Source organism: Microbispora sp. CA-102843 (assembly GCF_050936215.1).
In the GTDB taxonomy this organism is placed as follows: domain Bacteria; phylum Actinomycetota; class Actinomycetes; order Streptosporangiales; family Streptosporangiaceae; genus Microbispora.
Genome location: NZ_JBNJNF010000001.1, coordinates 1,392,635 through 1,411,899, shown reverse-complemented (window position 1 = coordinate 1,411,899; position 19,265 = coordinate 1,392,635). Strand labels below are relative to the sequence as shown.

Sequence of the window (19,265 nt, the reverse complement as noted above, 5' to 3'; positions counted from 1 at the left end):
TCTTGACCTTTACCTTCCGCTCATTTAGAACTGGAGGCCCCTGGACGAGGAGCTGACACATGCGTGTGGGTTTGCTGGGCCTTGGCCGCATAGGCGCCTTCCATGCCGCCACCCTTGCCGGTCTCGCGGACGAGCTGGTGGTCTCCGACGTGGACCGGAGCCGGGCGGAGGAGGTGGCGGCACGGTTCTCGACGGCACGGTTCTCGAGGGCACCGTTCTCCGCGACGGTCGGCGACCCCTTCGACGCGGACGCGGTGGTGATCGCCACTCCGACCTCCACCCACGCGCAGGCACTCGAACGCGCCTGTGAGCTGGGCGTCCCGGCCTTCTGTGAGAAGCCGGCAGCGCCCACGGTGGAGGAGACGCTGCGGGTCGCCGAGACCGTCGAGCGCACCGGCGCCGTCGTGCACATCGGCTTCCAGCGCCGCTTCGACGCGGGCTACCTGGCCGCCCGCGACGCGCTGCGCTCCGGCGATCTTGGCGTGCTGCACCGCGTCCACCTGATCACCGCCGATCCCGCGCCTCCCCCCGCCGGCTACATCCCGTCGTCCGGCGGCATCTTCCGCGACTGCCACATCCACGACTTCGACATCCTGCGCTGGGTCACCGGCCGCGAGGTGGACACCGTCTACGCGACCGGCGCCAACCGCGGCGAGGAGTTCTTCGCCGAGGCGGGCGACGTGGACACCAGCGCCGCGATCCTGACGATGGACGACGGCACGCTCGCCACCCTGCAGGGCTCGCGTTACAACGGCGCGGGCTACGACGTGCGGATGGAGCTGGCCGGCACCCGCGGCGCCTGGGCGGCGGGGCTCGGCGGGCGCACCCCGCTGCGCTCGGCCGAGGGCTTCGCACCGGACGGCGACCCCTGGCCGGACTTCCAGGCCAGGTTCGAGGAGGCGTACGTCGCGGAGATGGCCGCCTTCCTGGAGGCGGCGCGGGGCGAGCGGGAGAGCCCCTGCACGGTCCGCGACGCCCTGGCCGCGCTGTACGTGGCCGAGGCGGCGGACCTGTCCCGCCGGACCGACCGTCCCGTCCGCGTGGTGGAGGTGACCAAGTGAGGATCGCCGCCGCCCCCATCTCCTGGGGGGTCTGCGAGGTGCCCGGCTGGGGCCACCAGCTCGCCCCCGAACGCGTGCTGGCCGAGATGGCCGCGCTCGGGCTGACCGCCACCGAGCTGGGCCCGGACGGGTTCCTGCCGCCGGAGCCGGACCACCGCACCGCCCTGCTCGGCGGCTACGGCCTGCGCGCGATCGGCGGCTTCGTCCCGGTCGTCCTGCACGACCCGGCGCACGACCCGCTGCCCGCCCTGCGGGACACGGTGGCCGCCTTCGAGGCGGACGCGGTGGTCGTGCTGGCCGCCGCGACCGGGGTGGACGGCTACGACGGACGCCCCGCCCTGGACGACGAGGGCTGGCGGACGCTCCTGTCCAACCTCGACCGGATCGACCGGGAGATCTCCCACCTGGTCACCCTGCACCCCCACGTGGGCACCATGGTCGAGACCGGCGAGGAGGTGGAGCGGGTCCTGGAGGGCGCGGCCGTCTCCCTCTGCCTGGACACCGGGCACCTGCTGGCCGGCGGCGCCGACCCGCTCGACGTCGTCAGGAAGGCCCCAGAGCGGATCGCCCACGCGCACCTCAAGGACGTCGACGCGGACCTCGCCGGGCGGGTCAGGGCGGGCGAGCTCACCTACACCGACGCGGTGCGAACCGGGATGTACCGTCCGCTCGGCCGGGGCGACGTGGACGTGGCCGGCATCGTCTCCGGCCTGACGGCCGCCGGCTACACCGGCTGGTACGTCATGGAGCAGGACGTGATCCTGACGTCGGCCGACGCCGATCCCGTGGAGGACGTGCGCGCGAGCCTGGCGTACCTCACGGGCCTGGCCTCCCCGGAGGACGCGTGACCGGCACCGCGGGCGACGAGGCGGCGCCGGAGGTGCTGACCATGGGACGGGTGGGGGTGGACCTCTACCCGCTGGAGGTCGGGGTCTCCCTGCGGCAGGTGACGACCTTCGGCAAGTACCTCGGCGGCAGCCCGACCAACGTGGCCGTGGCCGCCGCCCGCCTGGGCCGCCGCAGCGCCGTGATCACCCGGACCGGCGCGGACCCGTTCGGGCGGTTCGTGCACGACGCGCTGCGCGCGTACGGCGTGGACGACCGGTACGTCACCGCGGTGCCGGGCCTGCCGACTCCCGTGACGTTCTGCGAGATCCGGCCGCCGGAGGACTTCCCGCTGTTCTTCTACCGCTGGCCCAAGGCGCCCGACCTGGAGATCCTCCCCGCCGAGCTCGACCTGGCCGCCGTCACCGGCGCCGCGCTGCTGTGGACGACCGTGACCGGGCTGTCGGACGAGCCGTCGCGCGGCGCGCACCTGACCGCGCTGAAGGCCCGGGGACGCGCCCCGCACACCGTGCTCGACCTCGACTATCGGCCGATGTTCTGGCCCGACCCGCGTACGGCCCGACGCCACGTGCGCGAGGCGCTCGAACACGTGACGGTCGCGGTCGGCAACCTCGACGAGGCCGAGGTGGCCACCGGCCTGCGCGATCCCGAGGCGGCCGGCCGGTCCCTGCTCGACGCCGGGGTCGAACTCGCGATCGTCAAGCGGGGATCGGCGGGGGTGCTGGGCATGACGGCCGGTGAGGCGGTGGAGGTGCCGCCCGTCGACGTCGAGGTGGTGAACGGGCTGGGCGCCGGGGACGCCTTCGGCGGAGCGCTGTGCCACGCGCTGCTCGCGGGCTGGCCCCTGGAGCGGACGCTGCGGTTCGCCAACGCCGCGGGCGCGATCGTCGCGGGCCGGCTGGCATGCGCTCCGGCGATGCCGACCCTCGGCGAGATCGAGACCGTCGTAGCCCGGGGTTCCGCACGGGGGCTTCCCCCGGACCCGGGGAACGTCATCCAGGGGGACGTCCCTCATGGAGAAACAGGAAGGGGGGACGCCGGGCATGCGTGAGGAGGACTACCGCCGCCTGCTGGACGACCGGGCCTGGCACCCGGAGCGGGTGGCCGAGGCCGCCGCGGTCCGCAGGCGCCGTCCGCTGCTGAGCGGGCGCGGCCGGCTGCTGATCATCGCGGCCGACCATCCGGCCCGGGGCGCGCTCGGGGTGGCCGGACGCCCGATGGCGATGGAGAGCCGGATCAGCCTGCTCGACCGGCTGACGACGGCCCTGGCCCGGCCCGGCGTGGACGGGCTGCTCGCCACCCCCGACATCGTGGAGGACCTGCTGCTGCTCGGCGCCCTCGACGACAAGATCGTGATCGGGTCGATGAACCGGGGCGGCGTCCAAGGCGCGGCGTTCGAGTTCGACGACCGCTTCACCGCCTACGACGCCGACTCGCTCGCGGCGATGGGCTTCGACGGCGGCAAGATGCTGTGCCGGATCGGGCTGGAGGACCACGCGACCGCCGCCACGCTGGCGAGCTGCGGGCAGGCCGTCACCCAGCTCGCGCGGCACGGGCTGATGGCGATGATCGAGCCGTTCTGGTCCCGGCGCGTCGGGGGCGTGGTGCGGCACGACCTGTCGCCCGAGGCGATGATCCGCGCCATCAGCGTCGGCCAGGGGCTGGGGGCGACCTCCGCCCACACCTGGCTCAAGCTTCCCGTGACCGAGGACATGGAACGCGTCCTGGAGGCCACGACCCTGCCCGTGCTGCTGCTCGGCGGCGAACCCGGTTCCGACGAGATCTACGACTCCTGGAGCAAGGCCCTGCGCCTGCCGGGCGTGCGCGGCCTGGTCGCCGGCCGGGCGCTGCTCTACCCACCGGACGACGACGTCGCGGCGGCCGTGGACGCCGCGGTCAACCTGCTGGAGAGCACATGACCTACATTCCCCACGGCACGGCCGCCTCCGGCCCCTGGAACGTGGAGATCACCCCCGAGGCCGCGGGCTGGACGTACGCCGGGCTGCGGGTCGTGGACCTGGCGGACCGGCCGGTGGAGCTGTCCACCGGCGAGGAGGAGATGCTCGTCCTGCCGCTGGCGGGGGCGTGCGACGTCGTCGCCGACGGCCTGCGGCTGTCGCTGACCGGACGCCCCTCGGTGTTCTCCGGGCCGACCGACTTCGCGTACGTGCCGATCGACGCCCGGGTCACGATCACCGGCAGGGGCAGGATCGCGCTCCCTGCCGCCCGTGCCACCCGCCGCTTCCCCATCAGGTATGGCCCGGCCGACGCCGTGCCGGTGGAGATCAGGGGCGCGGGACAGGCCACCAGGCAGGTCAACAACTTCTGCTCCCCGGAGGCGTTCGACTGCGACAAGCTGGTGGCGGTCGAGGTGATCACACCGGGCGGCAACTGGTCGTCCTATCCACCCCACAAGCACGACACGCCGTCCGAGCACGAGGCGGTGCTCGAGGAGATCTACTACTTCGAGGGCGGCCCCGGCTACCAGCGGGTGTACGGCACGCACGAGACGCTGGCCGAGGTGTCGGCGGGCGACGTCGTGCTCGTCCCGCACGGCTACCACGGCCCGTCGATGGCCGCGCCCGGCTACGACCTCTACTACCTGAACGTTCTGGCGGGCCCGGCGGACAAGCGGTCCATGGCCTTCTCCGACGATCCGAGGCACGCGTGGATCCGCGACTCGTGGGCCGATCAGCCCGTCGATCCCCGGCTCGGAGGTGTGTCATGAGGAACACGACGAGGCTCACGGTGGCGCAGGCGCTGGTGCGGTTCCTCGCGCGGCAGTGGACCGAGCGCGACGGCGTGGAGCACCGGCTGATCGCCGGGTGCCTGGGCATCTTCGGGCACGGCAACGTCGCGGGCATCGGCCAGGCACTGGCCGAGCAGGGCGCGGGCACCCACGACCCGCTGCCCTACTACCTGGCCCGCAACGAGCAGGCGATGGTGCACACGGCCGCCGGCTACGCCCGGCAGTCCGACCGGCTGTCCACGCTCGCCTGCACCAGCTCGATCGGGCCGGGCGCGACCAACATGGTCACCGGGGCCGCGCTGGCCACGATCAACCGGCTGCCGGTGCTGCTGCTGCCCGGCGACCTGTTCGCCACCCGGGTCGCCTCGCCGGTGCTGCAGGAGCTGGAGGACCCCCGGTCGTACGACGTCAGCGTCAACGACTGCCTCAAGCCCGTCAGCCGCTTCTGGGACCGGGTCAACCGGCCCGAGCAGCTTCCGGCGGCGCTGCTGGGGGCCATGCGGGTGCTCACCGACCCCGCCGAGACCGGCGCGGTGACACTGGCGCTGCCGCAGGACGTGCAGGCCGAGGCGTACGACTGGCCCGAGGAGCTGTTCGCCCGCAGGGTCTGGCACGTGGCCCGGCCGGTCCCAGAACCGGCGGCCCTGGCCAGGGCCGCCGAGCTGCTGCGCGGCTCGCGCCGCCCGCTGATCGTCGCCGGAGGCGGGGTCAAGTACAGCGGCGCCTGCGCCGAACTGGCCCGCTTCGCGGAACGCCACGGCGTGCCGGTGGCCGAGACCCAGGCCGGCAAGGGCGCGGTGCCGTACGACCATCGGTGCGCGGTGGGCGCGATCGGGCACACCGGGACCCGCGCCGCCGACACCCTGGCCCGCGAGGCCGACCTGGTCATCGGGATCGGCACCCGTTACAGCGACTTCACCACCGCCTCGCGGACGCTGTTCGGGCAGGCCGGGTTCCTCAACGTCAACGTGACGGCGTTCGACGCGGCCAAGCACGCGGCCGAGACGCTCGTCGCCGACGCCCGTGAGGCGCTGAAGGCACTCGATGAGGTGGACTGGCGGGCCGACCCCGACTGGACGAGCCGGGCGACCGAACTGGCCGCCGCGTGGCAGGCCGAGACCGACCGGTTCTACGGCGGGACCGAGCTGACCCAGCCGGTGGTGCTGGGCGTCCTGAACGAGGTCGCCGCGGGCGGGGTGGTGGTCAACGCGGCCGGGTCGATGCCGGGCGACCTGCACCGGCTGTGGCGGGCCTCCGACCCCGGGCAGTATCACGTCGAGTACGGCTACTCCTGCATGGGCTACGAGATCGCCGGAGGGCTGGGGGTGAAGCTCGCCGCCCCGGAGCGCGAGGTGTTCGTGCTCGTCGGCGACGGGTCCTACCTGATGATGGCCCAGGAGATCGCCACCGCCGTGCAGGAGGGCGTCAAGCTCGTCATCGTCCTGGTGGACAACCAGGGCTTCGCCTCGATCGGCGCGCTGAGCGAGTCGGTCGGCGCGCTCCGGCTCGGCACGGCCTACCGCAGGCGCGGCCCGGACGGCCGGCTCGACGGGGAGCGGCTGCCTGTGGACCTCGCCGCCAACGCGGCCAGCCTCGGCGCCGACGTGCTGACGGCGGCCGATCCGCAGACCCTGCGGGCCGCGCTCGGCAAGGCCGTCGCGTCCTCCCGCACGACCGTGGTCTACGTCGAGACGGTCCCCGGCCCCGCACCCGCCGCCGAGGCGTGGTGGGACGTGCCGGTGGCCGAGGTGTCCGGGCTCGCCGAGGCGCGCGCCGCCCGCGAGCGCTACGACGAGGCCAAGCGTGACCAGCGGCCCTACCTCTGATGGGGTGGACGCTCGCGTTCGCCGCGGCGGCGGTGCTCTTCACGTTGATCAGCGGGGCCAACGACGGGGCGACCCTGATCGGGCTCGGACTGCGATTTCCCCGCTCTCCGGGCTGGACGGCCGCCGCCCTGCTCACCGCGGCCCTGTTCGCCGGGCCGTTCGTGCTCGGCGTCACGGTCGCGCGGACGTTCACGGAGCGGCTGGCGGGGCTGGACACCGGGCAGGGGGCGGCGGCCTTCCTGACCGGAGTGGTGGTCGCCGTGACGGTGGTCGCGGTCCTGACCGGCCGCGGCCTGCCCACGAGCCTCACGCTCGCCGTGATCGGCGGCATCACCGGCGCCGGGCTCGGCGCGGGGCTGCCGGTGTCGTGGCGGGGGGTGGCCACCGTCCTCGCGGTCGGGGCCGGGGCGCCCCTGGCCGGGCTGGCCCTCGGCTACCTGCTCGGGACGGCGTCCCGCCGGGTGCCGTCCTACCAGCGGATGCCCCGGCTCGTGGGCATCGCCCACCTGCTGGCGTACGTGGCCCAGTGCCTGGCGTACGCGGTGAACGACGGCCAGAAGATGATCGCGGTCGCGAGCGTGGCGATCGGCGTGGGCCGCGGCGGGCTCGGCCGGGTGGGCCCGGTCGACGTCCCGCCGGTGTGGATGGCCGTCCTCGCGGCGCTCTTCCTCGCCGGGGCGCTTGCGGGTCTCCCCCGGGTCGGCGCCCGGCTCGGCCGCGGCCTGGTCATCACCCGGCCGCTGCACGTCGTCTCGGCGGAGACGGCGGCCACCGGCGCCGTGCTCGGCAGCTCTGCCCTCGGCAGCCCGGTGAGCATGACCCAGTCCATCACGGCCGGTGTGGTCGGCGTGGCGGCAAGCGAAGGAGCCAGGAGGGTGCGATGGCAGGCAGTGGTGAACATGGGAACGGCGTGGCTGGTCACGCTGCCGTCGTCGGTGGCGCTGGGCTGCCTCGCGGGGCTGGCGCTCAGGGTGCTGTGACCGGCGCGCGCGGGCGTGCCCGCCGGTTCGCGCGGGCCTGGGACGACCTGCGGGGGCGGTCGGCACGGCGGGTGGTCGGCCTGGTCCGCGGGCAGATCGCGGTCGCGCGGGACGGGGCCGGGCTCGCCCGCGCCACCGCCACCGGCGCGACGGACCGGTCGGCCGCGCGGGCCCGGATGGCCGAGGTGGAGCACGAGGGGGACGCGGCGCGGGCCGAGCTCGTGGAGACCCTGCGCCGGGTGCTCGCCACCCCCATCGACAGGGAGGACCTGTTCCGGCTCTCCCGGTCCATCGACGACGTCCTCGACCACCTGCGCGACTACGTACGCGAGACCGACCTGTTCGGGCCGGAGGACCTCGGCTTCGCGGTCGAGCCGCTTCAGGCGGTGATCGACGGCCTGGCCGAGCTGGACGCGGCCGTGCTGAAGATGCTCGACGACCCCGGCTCGGTGACCGTCGCCGTGCTCGCCACCCGCAAGTGCTGCACCCGCCTGCGGCAGCTCTGCCAGGCCCGGCTCGCCGAGCTGTTCAGCGGCCCGCTGCGGATGGAGACGCTGCGCGAGCGCGAGTTGCTGGCCCGCCTCGACGCGGTGGGCCGGCGGCTCGGCGAGGCCGCCGACGCGCTCGCCGACGCCATGCTCAAGCGCAGCCACTGAGCCGCGTCCCGACAGGCGGGAAACCCGCTCCGCGTCCCGAACCCCGACGGCCCGACTCCCCGCCCTTCCCGACATCCCGGCAACGCAGAAAGCGGGGCCCCGCACCCCGGCGGTCCCCGACCTCGAAGGAAGTACCCCCCCATGGCTGTTGTGACCAAGGCGGAGACGCCGCCTCGACCACCCAGATCGCGCAGGCTGCTCTATCGGCTGCGTGTCCTGCGCCACGACCCGACCGCGGCGCTCGGGCTGATCCTCGTCGTCGTGCTCGGCTACCTCGTCGTGGCGCCGCTGGTCGCCGTGCTGTCCGACGCCTTCCGCCTGCAGTACGGCGACGACGTGCACGCCGGGCAGGCGGTCGGCGAATGGACCGGCTACTACCTCTGGCGGGTCTTCCGCTCCCAGATCAGCGGGCTGCTGTTCTGGCAACCGCTGCTCAACACGCTGGTGGTCGCGCTGGGCACCGTGCTGTTCGCCCTGGTTCTCGGCGGCGGCATGGCGTGGCTGGTGACCCGCACCAACGTGCCGGGACGCAAGTGGCTGGCGGGCTCGCTGGTGATCCCGTACATGCTGCCGTCGTGGACCTTCTCCCTGGCGTGGCTCACGCTGTTCAAGAACGAGCGCGCCGGAGGTCAGGTCGGGTTCCTGCAGGCGCAGGGCGTGCGCACGCCCGACTGGCTGGCGTACGGCGCGCTGCCGATCATCGTGACCCTCGGGCTGCACTACTACCCGTTCGTGCTGCTCCTGGTCGGCAACGCGCTGCGGCGCATCGACGCGCAGCTCGTGGACTCGGCGCGCATCCTCGGCGCGCCGCAGCGCACGGTCGTCCGCCGCATCGTGATCCCGCTGATGCTCCCCGCGCTGTCGTCGGCCGTGCTCCTCGTGGTCGGCCGGGTGCTCGGCACGTTCGGCACGCCGTACGTGCTGGGGCTGCCCGCCGACTTCCGCGTGCTGTCGACGGGGCTGTTCCAGTCGATCCGCGACCGCAGCACGGGCGTGGCCTCCGTGCTCGCCACGGTCATCGTGATCATCGGGGTGATGATCGTGCTCGCCGACACCCGGATGACCCGCGAGCACCGCCGGTTCGTCACCGTCGGCGGCAAGGGCGGCATGGACCGGCTGAGCGACCTGCGCCGCCTGCGCTGGCCGGCGTTCGCGCTCGGCCTGGTGGTCTTCGGGGTGAGCGTGCTGGTCCCGGTGTTCACCCTGCTGGTGTCCACGGTCACCCGTACGCCGCTGGACCTGTCCACCTTCACCCTCGACTACTGGTTCGCCGAGCGGCTGCCCGGGGCGGTCGGGTTCCCGCACGGCGTCTTCCGCGGCTCCGAGCTGTGGGCGGCGGCGTGGAACTCCCTGCGCATCGTCGGCCTGGCCTCGGTGATCTGCGCGGTCGCCGGGCTGCTGGTGGGATACGTCGTGGTGCGCGGCACGGCCCCGCGCGTCGCCTTCTTCCTCCGCCAGGTCTCCTTCCTGCCCTACCTCGTGCCCGGCATCGCGTTCGCCGCCGCGTCGCTGTCGCTGTTCGCCGTGGCCCGCGGCCCGGTCCCCGCGTTGTACGGCACGACCTTCCTGCTGATCCTGGTGATGGCGGTGACCCACCTGCCGTACAGCTCGCGCTCGGGCATCGCGGCGATGACCCAGCTCGGCCGCGAGCCGGAGGAGGCCGCGCAGATCGCCGGCGCGCCCTGGTTCCAGCGGATGCGGCGGATCATCTTCCCGATCCAGAAGGGCGCGCTCGTCACCGGGATCGTGCTGCCGTTCGTCTCCGGGCTCAAGGAGCTCAGCATCGTGGTCATGCTCACCACGACCGGCACAGAACTGCTCACGACGCTGTCGATCGGCCTCGTGGACTACGGATACACCCAGCTCGCCAACGCGGTCGTCCTCGTCATCGCGTTGGTCTCCTTCACCATGACGTACCTGACCCAGCGGCTGACCAAGAGCAGCCTGGCGTCCGGCCTAGGAGGATAGATGCCAGCCATCACGCTGACCGGAGTCGCCAAGAGCTACGGCGGCGGCGAGCACGCCGTGAAGAACCTCGACCTCACCGTCCCCGACGGCGCGTTCATGTGCCTCCTCGGGCCCTCCGGCTGCGGCAAGACCACGACCCTGCGCATGATCGCCGGTCTGGAGCAGCCCACGGCGGGCACCATCACCGTCGGCGACCGGGTGCTCGACTCCGTCGAGCGCGGCCTGTACGTCCCGCCGGAGAAGCGCGGCATGGGGCTGGTCTTCCAGAACTACGCGCTGTGGCCCCACCTGTCCGTGCGCGACAACGTGGAGTTCGGCCTGCGCATGCGCAAGGTGTCCGCCCCCGAGCGCAGGGCCAGGGCCGAGGCCGCGCTGAAGATGGTGCACGTCGACGCCGCCATGGACCGCTACCCCTCCCAGTTGTCCGGCGGCCAGCAGCAGCGCGTCGCGCTCGCCCGCATGCTCGCCGTCAACCCGTCGGTGCTGCTGCTCGACGAGCCGCTGTCGAACCTCGACGCCCGGCTGCGCCTGGAGATGCGCGCCGAGCTCAAGCGCATCCACGAGGAGTCGGGCGCGACGATCGTCTTCGTCACCCACGACCAGCTGGAGGCCCTCACCATGGCCACCGACGTCGCGGTGATGAACGAGGGCGAGCTACAGCAGGTGGCCGCGCCGATGGACATGTACGACCGGCCCGCCAACCGCTTCGTCGCCGAGTTCGTCGGCAGCCCGCCCATGGCGATCGTCGACGTCGGGCCATCCCCCACCGGTCTGGCCGGGTCGCTGCTGCGCTTCGCCGAGTCCCGGGTGCCCGGGAGTCTTCGAGGAGCGCAGTGCTCGCCGGCCGCCGTCGGCATCCGGCCAGAGGCGCTGCGCCTCGGGCCGCCGCCCGGCGCCACCTGGTGCGAGGAGGCCGCCGTCGAGGCCGTGCTGCCCGCCGGGTCGTCCTGGACCGTACGGCTGCGCGTCCTCGACACCGAGCTGTACGCCGTGTCCTACACCCCGGTGGAGGCGGCCCCCGGCGACGTGGTGACCTGCTGGACCGAGCGGATGCACCTGTTCGGCGCGGACGGCGCGCGGCTGTCCGCCTGGGACGGAGCGGTGTCTCCCGCGAAGGGGGCGGTGGCGTGATCAGGCCCGTGGCGTTGCTGCTGGACTTCGGCGGCGTGATCGTGGAGACCGCCCGCCGCCCGTCATGGGCGGCCGAGCTCGCCGTCGAGGTGCACGAACTCCTGCGCCGGGCGGGGTTCGACGGCCTCACCGCGGAGGAGGTCGAGACCGACATCCGGGCCGGCGCGCGCGCCGACAAGTACTGGAAGGACTCCACCTCCCGGCGCTTCGCGCCCGCGGAGATGACGCACCGGGAGTTCTGGGCCGACTACGTCGGGGGTGACTGGCCCGAGCAGGCCCGTGCCGTGGTGACCGCCGAGGCGACCCCGTTGTGCCGGCGGATGGGCGAGCTGCGCAGCGGGCGCAAGCTGCGGCCGGGGACGGAGGAGCTGCTGGCCGCCTGCTGGGCGCACGGCGTCACTCCGGCGGTCGTCAGCAACGCGCTGTGCGGCGTCGTCCACCGCGACTTCATGACGACGGCCGGGCTCGACCGCCAGGTGGCCGTGCAGGTCTACAGCGACGAGGTCGGCGTACGCAAGCCCAACCCCGAGATGATCTGGATCGCCTGCCGGGCCCTGGGCGCCGACCCCGCGCAGGTCTGGTACGTCGGCGACAACTACGACCGCGACGTGGTGTGCGGCGCCCGGGCCGGAGTCGGGGCGACCGTCCTGATGGTCTCCGGCAGCACCGACAAGATCCCCTACCGGGTGCGCCAGAGCCCCCAGGCGACCGTGGAGGACCCGCGCGGCCTGCTGACCCTTCTGGAGGAGACATGGACCTGAACACCTCACGTGAATTGGCCGCCATCGCGGTCAGGGCGGCCAGATCGGTCGGCGACCTGCTCCGCCACGCCTTCCGCTCCAGACCCGAGATCACCACGAAGCGCGACTTCCACGACCCGGTGACCGAGCACGACAAGGCGGCCGAGGCGCGCATCCGGGAGGTCATCGACCGCCTGTGCCCCGGCAGCGTGGTGGTCGGCGAGGAGGGCGGCGTACGCGGCGAGGGCGAGGTCCGCTGGTATGTCGACCCCATCGACGGCACCGCGAACTTCGCGGCCGGGCTGCCGTTCTTCTGCACCTCGATCGCCGCCTCCGTGAACGACGAGGTGGTGGCGGGCGTCGTCTACGACCCCGTGCGCGACGACGAGTTCACCGCCTCGCTCGGCGGGGCCTTCTGCAACGGCGCGCCGCTGCGCAGCTCCGGCGCCCGCACCGACCGGGAGGCCGTGCTGCTGTCGAGCTACCCCACCCCACGCGACCTCACGGCGGAAGGCGACGACGCGCTGCACCGGTTCGCCCGCATCCAGCACGCCTTCGCCACCACCCGCCGTCCCGGCAGCGCGGCGCTGAAGCTCGCGCACGTCGCCGCAGGCTGGTCCGACGTCGCGCACGGCACGAACGTCAACGCCTGGGACATCGCGGCCGGGTCGCTCCTGGTCGAGCGGGCCGGCGGGGTGTTCGTCCCGCTGTCCGGCAGCGTCTTCACCCCCGGCGGCTACGTCGCGTGCGTCGGCGGGTTCGACCTCGCCGGGTCGGTGATGGCCGAGGTCTTCCCCGACATCTCGGCGGCGGTCGCTGCGGGGGCCGCGTCGTGATCCGCTGGATTGTGACCGACCTGGACGGCACCCTCGTGGGGCGCGACCTGGCCATGGTGCCCGCCAGCAGGGACGCGCTGCGCCGCTTCCGCGCCGCGGGCGGGGAGGTCGTCATCGCGACCGGGCGGATGGAGTTGTCGGCCCGGCCGTTCTACGACGAGCTGGGGCTCGACGGGGCGGCGATCCTCTACAACGGCGCCCGTACGGTGGACCTCGGCACGGGAGCCGTGCTGCGCTCCCGTCACCTGCCGCCGGACGCGTGGCGGACGCTGCTGGAGCTGTTCGGCGACCTTCCCGAGGACGTGTATCCGGTGGCGTTCCGCGGCGGCGAGGCGCTGGCCGTGCACGACGTGCCGCAGTTGCGGGACTACGCCCGGCGCGACGGCATCGTCCTGCGGGATCCGGGCGACTGGTCGGACCTGCCGCCCGGTGAGATCACCAAGTGCATGCTGATCGGCGACCCGCTCCCCGACCTGGCGATCCCCGGCACCGTGACGGTCCGGTCCGAGGCCACCTACCTGGAGGTGCTGCCGGAGGGTGCGACCAAGGGCACCGCGCTCCGCGCGCTCGCCGCGTCCCACGGCGTGCCGCTCGAGCAGATCGCCGCGGTCGGGGACAACCCCAACGACATCGACATGATCGCGGCGGCCGGGCTCGGGGTGGCGGTCGGCGACGGCCACCCGGACGTCCGGGCCGCGGCGGACGTCGTGGTCGGCGCCTGCGCCGACGGCGCCGTCGCCGACGTCGTCGAACTCGCCCTGTCCGCCTGAGCGGACACATTCCGGCTGAACGCCGTTCATCACCGGCTGAAGCACACAGCCCCGGACCGGGAAGGGTCCGGGGCTGTGTGCTTCAGGTCAGAGCAGGCCGTTCTGGGTGAGCCAGTCCTTGGCCACCACGGGCGGGTCGTCCTTGTCGACGGAGATCCGCTTCATGAGGGAGACCAGCGTCTGGGTGTCCAGCTTGGCGGAGATCGCGTCCAGCGTGGAGGTCACGGTGTCGTCCACCCCGGCCTTGTAGACGAGGGGCGTCACGTTCTCTGAGCCGAAGGCGTTCTTGTTGTCCTGCAGCGGCACGAGGTCGTTCAGCACGATCTTGGGGTCGGTGGTGAACACGTTGCCCACCTGGACCGTGCCGCTCTTGATCGCGTCAGCGGTGGTGTCCCCGGTGGGCTTCCACTGCTTGAACTCCAGGCCGTAGACGTTCTTGAAGTTCTCCTCCTGGCGCTGCTTGAACTCCGGCGGCCCGCCGACGACGAAGTCCTTCGACACCTTGGCCAGGTCCTCGATGGTCGTCAGCTTGTACTTGTCGGCCGTGGCCTTGGTGACCGTCAGGGAGTTGTTGTCCTCGGCCGCCGCGGGCTCCAGGACCTCCAGCTCCGGGGGCAGCTTGGCCTTCAGGCCCGAGAGGATCTCGTCCTTGGTCCTGGCCGTGCTCGACTTGTCGACGAACGCCAGCAGCGACCCGGCGTACTCGGGCAGCACGGTCAGGCCGCCGCTCTTGACCTGGTCGTAGACGACCTCGCGGCTGCCGATGTTGGGCTTCTCCTCGACCGTGACCCCCTTGGCCTGGAGGGCCTGGGCGTAGATCGAGGCGAGCAGGGCGCTCTCGGGGAAGTTGAAGGAGCCGACGACGACCTTGGCCGAGGCCGCACCGCCCGAGCCCGACGCCGACGGGGCGGCGGACGCGGTCGTGGACAGCGGGTCGGAGCCGCCGCAGGCCGATAACGTGAGCGCCGCGGTCAGGGCGACCGCCGCGGCGCCGATGATACGCCTCATACCAAATAATCCCTTCATTCTAGGGGGATAATAGCGAGATTAGCGGATCTGCCGAACGCCGGGTGAGACGGCCACCCGGTCGAGCAGGACGAAGGCGAACTGGACGGCCAGGGCGAGGGCGGCCACCAGGACCGCTCCCCCGATCACGTCCGCGTAGGTCTTGGTCGCCAGGCCGTCGATGATGAAGCGGCCGAGCCCTCCGAGGCCGACGAACGCCGCGACGGTGGCGGTCGAGACGACCTGGATGGCGGCGAGGCGCAGGCCCAGCAGGATCAGCGGCAGCGCGACCGGGGTCAGCGTCTGGAACAGCACCTGACGCCCGCGCAGGCCCATGCCGTACGCGGCGTCGCGCAGGTCGGCGTCCACCCCCCGCACGCCCTCGTACGTGTTCACCAGGATGGGCGGGACCGCCAGCACGATCAGCGGGATCAGCACCGGCAGGACGGTCCCCACGCCCGCCAGCAGCACCACGAGCACGAGCAGGCCGAGCGTCGGCAACGCCCGGGCGGCGTTCGCCGCGACCACGACGAGCAGCGCGCCGCGGCCGGTGTGGCCGATGAACATGCCGAGCGGCACGGCGATCAGCGCCGCGACGAGAAAGGCCGCCGCCGAGAACTCCAGGTGCTCCAGCAGCCGGACCGGGATGCCGTCGGGGCCCGACCAGTGCGCCGCGTCGCCGAAGAAGTCGGCCAGCCAGTTCACGCCGTCCTCCTCGCCCGGGACCAGGGGGTCAGCAGCCGCTGGGCGAGCACGAGCAGCCCGTCGGCGAGCACGGCGAGCAGGACGATGAGCACGATGCCGACCACGATGGGCGTGTAGAACTGCCGCTGCCAGCCGTCGATGAACAGGTTGCCCAGTCCGCCCTGGCCGATCAGCGCGCCCACGCTGACCAGGCTGATGCTGGACACGGTCGCGACCCGCAGCCCGGCCAGGACCACCGGCACCGCGACCGGCAGCTCGACCCGGAGCAGCCGGCGCGCGGGCCGGAACCCCATGGCCACCGCCGACTGCCGTACGGGATCGGGCACCGAGGCCAGGCCGTCCACCACGGCGGGGATCAGGACCGCGAGCGCGAAGAACGTCAGCGGGATGACGACGGTCGACCGGGTGAGCCCGGTGATCGACAGGAAGATCGAGAACAGCACGAGGGACGGCAGCGAGTAGGTGACGTTCATCAGCGCGGCCGTCGGCTGGTAGAGCCAGCGCCAGCGCACGCAGGCCAGGCCCAGCGGCAGGGCCATGACCAGCCCGAACAGGACGGGCAGGAAGGCCATCACGACGTGGTTCTCCAGCAGGGCGCTGATCGCGGTGGGGCCTCCGTTGGCCCAGTTGCGCGCGATCCAGTCCCAGCGGACCAGAGGCTCGTCGTTCATGTGGGCGCCCCCTCGGAGGAGCCGGCGTCGGAGGGGGAGCCGCCATCCGGGGGTGCATCGGCCGCGGACGAGCGGCTTGAGGCGTCCAGGGTGGGGCCCGCGGCGGGCGGCGCGTACGTGGCGAGCAGCTCGTCGATCGCGTCCCGGCCGGCCACGCCGCGCACGCGGCCATCCTCGTCCACGGCTACCGCGGTGCCGTTGGGCGACAGCAACGCCGCGTCGAGCGCCACGCGCAGCGAGTCGGTCTCCGGGTTGAAGGTGCCGTACGCCGCGAGCCCGTCCGCGGTCCGCCAGCCGAGCGGCTTGCCGTCCTCGTCGGTCGCCAGCTCGGGCGGCGAGGCGCTCAGCCGCACCTCCTTGGCCGAGATGAACGACAGCCGCCGGATGCCCCGGTCGCGGCCGAGGAACTCGCGGACGAAGTCGTCGGCGGGCTCGGTGAGCAGCGTGGCCGGGCCGGCCATCTGGGCCAGCCGCCCGCCGACGCGCAGGACGGCCACCGTGTCGCCGAGCTTGACCGCCTCGTCGATGTCGTGGGTGACGAACACGATCGTCTTGCGCAGCTCCGACTGCAGCCGCAGCAGCTCGTCCTGGAGGCTGGCCCGCACGATCGGGTCGACGGCGCTGAACGGCTCGTCCATCAGCAGCACCGGAGGGTCGGCCGCGAGCGCCCTGGCCACGCCCACGCGCTGCTGCTGCCCTCCCGAGAGCTGGAAGGGATAGCGGCCGGCCAGGCCGGGGTCGAGCCCGACCAGCTCGAGCAGCTCCATCGCGCGGGCGCGCGCCTTCTTCTTGCTCCAACCCAGCAGGTACGGCACGGTCGCCACGTTGTCCACGATCCTGCGGTGCGGGAACAGCCCCGCCTGCTGGATCACATAGCCGATGCCGCGCCGGAGCGTGGGCGGGTCGATCTCGCGCACGTCCTGACCGTCCAGGGTGATGCGGCCGGAGGTGGCGTCGATCATGCGGTTGATCATCCGCAGCGATGTGGTCTTGCCGCAGCCGGAAGGGCCCACGAACACGGTGATCGCACCCGTGGGCACCTCCAGGCTGAGGTCGTCCACGGCCACCGTTCCATCCCGGTAGCGCTTGGTGACGTCTTCGAACATGATCACGCCATCTCGCCCTTCGAAAGAGTGTGCGATCAAGCCAACAGCGGGAGGCCCACTCGCTCTTCCCCGTCAGCCCCCCGGATATCCAACGCGACCCGTTCCGGACACAACACCCGGCGGCCAGCCTACGGTGGGAACCTCCGATATCCGGGCCTAGATATCTATCAATAGGGCATCTCATGATGCGTGGCGCGGTGATGTGTTGGCATGATTACTCTCACGCCTCTCCCGTCCCTCCGCCCCGTCCTCCGATACGGACCAGCCACGAAACTCAGAGGAGCCGGTCGTGACTCCACCGCTCACCGGTCAGCGCTCCAGGAGCGAGCTGATCGCCGAGCTCTTCGAGCGTCACGCCGCGGGGTTGTTCGCGTACTGCCACGACCAGCTCGGTGAGACCGCGTCCGCCGCCGACGCCGTGGTCGCCGTCTTCACCACCGCTCCGGCCGCCGAGCCGCCCTCGCGCGCCGCGCTCTACGCGCTGGCGCGCCGGGAGATCTACCGCCGGGACGTCAGCTACGCGCTGCCGGCCGTCGACTCCATCGCCGACCCCGCCACCGCCTTGATCGAGCGGGTGTTCCGGGACATCCGGCCGCACCAGCGGGAGGTTCTGCTGCTGTCGGAGGTGTGCGGCCTCACGGCGCCCGAACTGGCGCTGGTCCTCGACGTGGCGGCCGACACCGCCGAGGAGCTGATCGCGGGGGCGACGCGCCGCTTCGCCCAGACGCTGGAGACGGCGGTCACCGCCGCGAGGTCGGCGCCGTTCGTGCACACCTCCGTCGCGGAGGTCTACGACGCCATCGGCGTCTCCCCCGTCGGCGACGTGCTGGCCCGGCTGCCCTGGCGCCGACCGGCCGCGTCCGTACGCGACCGGGTGCTGGCGGCGCTGCCGTACGAGGAGCCGGGGAGCACCACGACGGGCGGGGAACAGTCCTCCGGGCTGGTCACCAAGAGGCTGTGGCCGACCACTCCGACCTGGCCGCTGCCGCTGAGCGATCCCGACCAGGTCACCAACACGTGCGTGGTCAAGACCGACGCCATCGCGCAGCCGCAGGGCTCCCGGCGCAAGGCCAAGCACGAGGCGACGACCGAGCCCATGCCCCGGCTGCGCGGGGCGCTGCTCAACTCGCTCGGCGAGGGCCGGCTGCGCAGGAAGCGCACAGAGCGGCCCGCGCCGGCGGAGCGACCGGCGGCCCTGGCCGCACCCGTGGAGCCGCAGGCGTCCCCGCAGGAACCCGTGCAGAGCGCGTCCGTCACGCCGCCACCTGCTCCGGACGTCGCGAAGACCACCCCCGAGCCGTTCGACGCCTTCGGCACCTCCGACGCCTCCCACCGCGCGGACCCGTTCGACGCCCTCGGGACTGCCGGCGCACCGCGCCCCACGGAGTCGTTCGACGCCTTCGGAACCGCCAGAACCGACCCACGCCCGACAGAGCCCGGCACTGCCGGCGCACCCCGCCCCACGGAGTCGTTCGACGCCTTCGGAACCGCCAGAACCGACCCACGCCCGACAGAGCCCTTCGACGCCTTCGGCACCGCCGACGCGCCCCGCCCGACGGATCCGCTGGACGCGTTGTTCGACACGCTCCGCTTCGCCGTGCCCTTCGACGCGTTCGGTGCGGCCGACGCGGCGGGCACATCGCGGCAGGCCGAGTCCGGCGACGCCTTCCCTCGGACCGAGGAGCCGGCCGACGAGTCTCCGCTGACGCCGCCCGCCGCGTCGCCCCTCCCGGCCGCTCCCCCCACGGACGTGTTCGCCCCCGCGCCTCAGGAGGCCGAGCAGCCCGCCGAGCCGTTCCGTCCGGCCGAGGGGGTCGTGGACGCGCCCCCGTCGGCGGAGACGGACGGCGAGCGGGCCGCCGAGCCGTCCGCGACGGACACGGACGCCCTGGTCCACCCGGCCGCCACGGCGGTCCCCGTCCCTGCGCCCGCCACCTCCCGCCGTTCGGGCCGCAAGCACACCGCGAGTAAGAACACCGCGAGTAAGAACACGGCGAGCAGGCACACGGGCAGCAAGCACGCCGGCAAGCCGTCCGGCGGCGGCAACCGCGCGAGCCGGGGCCGGCGGGTCAAGGGCGACCGGCACTACGACTGGCTGTGGGAGGTCGTCGGCATCCTGATCTGCCTGATCATCGCGCTGGTCGTCTTCTTCAACGTGCCGACGGTCTTCACGCCCTGAGCCTGCCTGACGCCACGCAGGCCGCCGGACGCGGCC

General features: G+C 73.0%; 18 protein-coding genes and 1 pseudogene. 15 read left to right on the top strand and 4 right to left on the bottom strand.

Annotated features, from left to right (window positions below; genetic code table 11):
* Positions 1–59 precede the first annotated feature (59 nt).
* The 14 genes and pseudogenes from ACQEVJ_RS06575 to ACQEVJ_RS06510 all read left to right on the top strand — a co-directional run bounded on the left by ACQEVJ_RS06575 (position 60) and on the right by ACQEVJ_RS06510 (position 13,563).
* Positions 60–1,061 carry a Gfo/Idh/MocA family protein gene (locus tag ACQEVJ_RS06575; RefSeq protein ID WP_433098196.1) on the top strand — a complete coding sequence of 334 codons (1,002 nt, stop codon included), beginning with the start codon at positions 60–62 and terminating at the stop codon, positions 1,059–1,061.
* A gap of 158 nt (positions 1,062–1,219) precedes the next feature.
* Positions 1,220–1,312 (top strand): annotated as a pseudogene (locus ACQEVJ_RS06570) (inosose dehydratase); the annotation flags it as partial.
* A gap of 9 nt (positions 1,313–1,321) precedes the next feature.
* The gene (locus tag ACQEVJ_RS06565) at positions 1,322–1,909 is read left to right on the top strand and encodes a sugar phosphate isomerase/epimerase family protein (RefSeq protein ID WP_433112596.1); all 588 of its coding nucleotides are present in this window, start codon (positions 1,322–1,324) and stop codon (positions 1,907–1,909) included.
* A gap of 41 nt (positions 1,910–1,950) precedes the next feature.
* Positions 1,951–2,958: a 5-dehydro-2-deoxygluconokinase gene (iolC, locus tag ACQEVJ_RS06560; protein ID WP_433112593.1), complete on the top strand. Its 1,008-nt coding sequence runs from the start codon at positions 1,951–1,953 to the stop codon at positions 2,956–2,958.
* Complete coding sequence (locus ACQEVJ_RS06555) at positions 2,951–3,826, top strand: Cgl0159 family (beta/alpha)8-fold protein (protein ID WP_433098194.1); 876 nt, start codon at positions 2,951–2,953, stop codon at positions 3,824–3,826. Before iolC ends, ACQEVJ_RS06555 begins: the two co-directional genes overlap by 8 nt.
* A complete protein-coding gene (gene iolB, locus ACQEVJ_RS06550; protein ID WP_433098192.1) occupies positions 3,823–4,635 on the top strand; it encodes a 5-deoxy-glucuronate isomerase in 813 nt (270 codons plus the stop codon). The genes ACQEVJ_RS06555 and iolB overlap by 4 nt, the downstream gene beginning before the upstream one ends.
* Positions 4,632–6,482 (top strand): 3D-(3,5/4)-trihydroxycyclohexane-1,2-dione acylhydrolase (decyclizing), encoded by a 1,851-nt coding sequence (gene iolD / locus ACQEVJ_RS06545; protein ID WP_433098190.1) that lies wholly within the window; start codon positions 4,632–4,634, stop codon positions 6,480–6,482. The genes iolB and iolD overlap by 4 nt, the downstream gene beginning before the upstream one ends.
* Positions 6,482–7,462 carry an anion permease gene (locus ACQEVJ_RS06540; RefSeq protein WP_433098188.1) on the top strand — a complete coding sequence of 327 codons (981 nt, stop codon included), beginning with the start codon at positions 6,482–6,484 and terminating at the stop codon, positions 7,460–7,462. Before iolD ends, ACQEVJ_RS06540 begins: the two co-directional genes overlap by 1 nt.
* Positions 7,459–8,118, top strand: coding sequence for a DUF47 domain-containing protein (locus ACQEVJ_RS06535; protein ID WP_433098186.1), 660 nt, complete (start codon positions 7,459–7,461; stop codon positions 8,116–8,118). The genes ACQEVJ_RS06540 and ACQEVJ_RS06535 overlap by 4 nt, the downstream gene beginning before the upstream one ends.
* Before the next feature lie 141 nt (positions 8,119–8,259).
* Positions 8,260–10,086 carry an ABC transporter permease gene (locus ACQEVJ_RS06530; RefSeq protein WP_433098184.1) on the top strand — a complete coding sequence of 609 codons (1,827 nt, stop codon included), beginning with the start codon at positions 8,260–8,262 and terminating at the stop codon, positions 10,084–10,086.
* Positions 10,087–11,217 (top strand): ABC transporter ATP-binding protein, encoded by a 1,131-nt coding sequence (locus tag ACQEVJ_RS06525; protein ID WP_433098182.1) that lies wholly within the window; start codon positions 10,087–10,089, stop codon positions 11,215–11,217. It begins immediately after the preceding gene.
* Entirely contained in the window at positions 11,214–11,978 is a 765-nt protein-coding gene (locus tag ACQEVJ_RS06520; protein ID WP_433098180.1) for an HAD family hydrolase, read from the top strand. Before ACQEVJ_RS06525 ends, ACQEVJ_RS06520 begins: the two co-directional genes overlap by 4 nt.
* Positions 11,969–12,793: an inositol monophosphatase family protein gene (locus ACQEVJ_RS06515; RefSeq protein ID WP_433098178.1), complete on the top strand. Its 825-nt coding sequence runs from the start codon at positions 11,969–11,971 to the stop codon at positions 12,791–12,793. The genes ACQEVJ_RS06520 and ACQEVJ_RS06515 overlap by 10 nt, the downstream gene beginning before the upstream one ends.
* Positions 12,790–13,563, top strand: a complete 774-nt coding sequence (locus tag ACQEVJ_RS06510; protein WP_433098176.1) for a Cof-type HAD-IIB family hydrolase — start codon at positions 12,790–12,792, stop codon at positions 13,561–13,563. Before ACQEVJ_RS06515 ends, ACQEVJ_RS06510 begins: the two co-directional genes overlap by 4 nt.
* 87 nt (positions 13,564–13,650) lie before the next feature.
* On the opposite strand, the gene ACQEVJ_RS06505 is transcribed toward ACQEVJ_RS06510, so the two are convergent.
* Genes ACQEVJ_RS06505 through ACQEVJ_RS06490 form a run of 4 tightly spaced genes read right to left on the bottom strand, consistent with a single transcriptional unit; the run spans position 13,651 to position 17,056 of the window.
* Positions 13,651–14,571 (bottom strand): ABC transporter substrate-binding protein, encoded by a 921-nt coding sequence (locus tag ACQEVJ_RS06505; protein ID WP_433098174.1) that lies wholly within the window; start codon positions 14,569–14,571, stop codon positions 13,651–13,653.
* A 39-nt stretch (positions 14,572–14,610) separates the two neighbouring features.
* Positions 14,611–15,273 carry an ABC transporter permease gene (locus ACQEVJ_RS06500; RefSeq protein WP_433098171.1) on the bottom strand — a complete coding sequence of 221 codons (663 nt, stop codon included), beginning with the start codon at positions 15,271–15,273 and terminating at the stop codon, positions 14,611–14,613.
* Positions 15,270–15,944 carry an ABC transporter permease gene (locus tag ACQEVJ_RS06495; RefSeq protein ID WP_433098169.1) on the bottom strand — a complete coding sequence of 225 codons (675 nt, stop codon included), beginning with the start codon at positions 15,942–15,944 and terminating at the stop codon, positions 15,270–15,272. The genes ACQEVJ_RS06500 and ACQEVJ_RS06495 overlap by 4 nt, the downstream gene beginning before the upstream one ends.
* Positions 15,941–17,056: an ABC transporter ATP-binding protein gene (locus ACQEVJ_RS06490; protein WP_433098167.1), complete on the bottom strand. Its 1,116-nt coding sequence runs from the start codon at positions 17,054–17,056 to the stop codon at positions 15,941–15,943. The genes ACQEVJ_RS06495 and ACQEVJ_RS06490 overlap by 4 nt, the downstream gene beginning before the upstream one ends.
* A 283-nt stretch (positions 17,057–17,339) precedes the next feature.
* Between ACQEVJ_RS06490 and ACQEVJ_RS06485 the strand changes: the two genes are divergently transcribed.
* On the top strand, positions 17,340–19,229 hold the full coding sequence (locus ACQEVJ_RS06485; RefSeq protein ID WP_433098165.1) for a hypothetical protein: 1,890 nt from the start codon (positions 17,340–17,342) through the stop codon (positions 19,227–19,229).
* The last annotated feature ends 36 nt before the right edge of the window (positions 19,230–19,265 follow it).

What these genes read in the sequence shown, in the direction of transcription:
- ACQEVJ_RS06575 (WP_433098196.1), top strand. Translation starts at nt 60, where the DNA reads ATGCGTGTGGGTTTGCTGGGCCTTGGCCGCATAGGCGCCTTCCATGCC.
- iolC (WP_433112593.1), top strand. Translation starts at nt 1,951, where the DNA reads ATGGGACGGGTGGGGGTGGACCTCTACCCGCTGGAGGTCGGGGTCTCC.
- ACQEVJ_RS06555 (WP_433098194.1), top strand. Translation starts at nt 2,951, where the DNA reads ATGCGTGAGGAGGACTACCGCCGCCTGCTGGACGACCGGGCCTGGCAC.
- iolB (WP_433098192.1), top strand. Translation starts at nt 3,823, where the DNA reads ATGACCTACATTCCCCACGGCACGGCCGCCTCCGGCCCCTGGAACGTG.
- iolD (WP_433098190.1), top strand. Translation starts at nt 4,632, where the DNA reads ATGAGGAACACGACGAGGCTCACGGTGGCGCAGGCGCTGGTGCGGTTC.
- ACQEVJ_RS06540 (WP_433098188.1), top strand. Translation starts at nt 6,482, where the DNA reads ATGGGGTGGACGCTCGCGTTCGCCGCGGCGGCGGTGCTCTTCACGTTG.
- ACQEVJ_RS06530 (WP_433098184.1), top strand. Translation starts at nt 8,260, where the DNA reads ATGGCTGTTGTGACCAAGGCGGAGACGCCGCCTCGACCACCCAGATCG.
- ACQEVJ_RS06525 (WP_433098182.1), top strand. Translation starts at nt 10,087, where the DNA reads ATGCCAGCCATCACGCTGACCGGAGTCGCCAAGAGCTACGGCGGCGGC.
- ACQEVJ_RS06515 (WP_433098178.1), top strand. Translation starts at nt 11,969, where the DNA reads ATGGACCTGAACACCTCACGTGAATTGGCCGCCATCGCGGTCAGGGCG.
- ACQEVJ_RS06505 (WP_433098174.1), bottom strand. Translation starts at nt 14,571, where the DNA reads ATGAGGCGTATCATCGGCGCCGCGGCGGTCGCCCTGACCGCGGCGCTC.
- ACQEVJ_RS06495 (WP_433098169.1), bottom strand. Translation starts at nt 15,944, where the DNA reads ATGAACGACGAGCCTCTGGTCCGCTGGGACTGGATCGCGCGCAACTGG.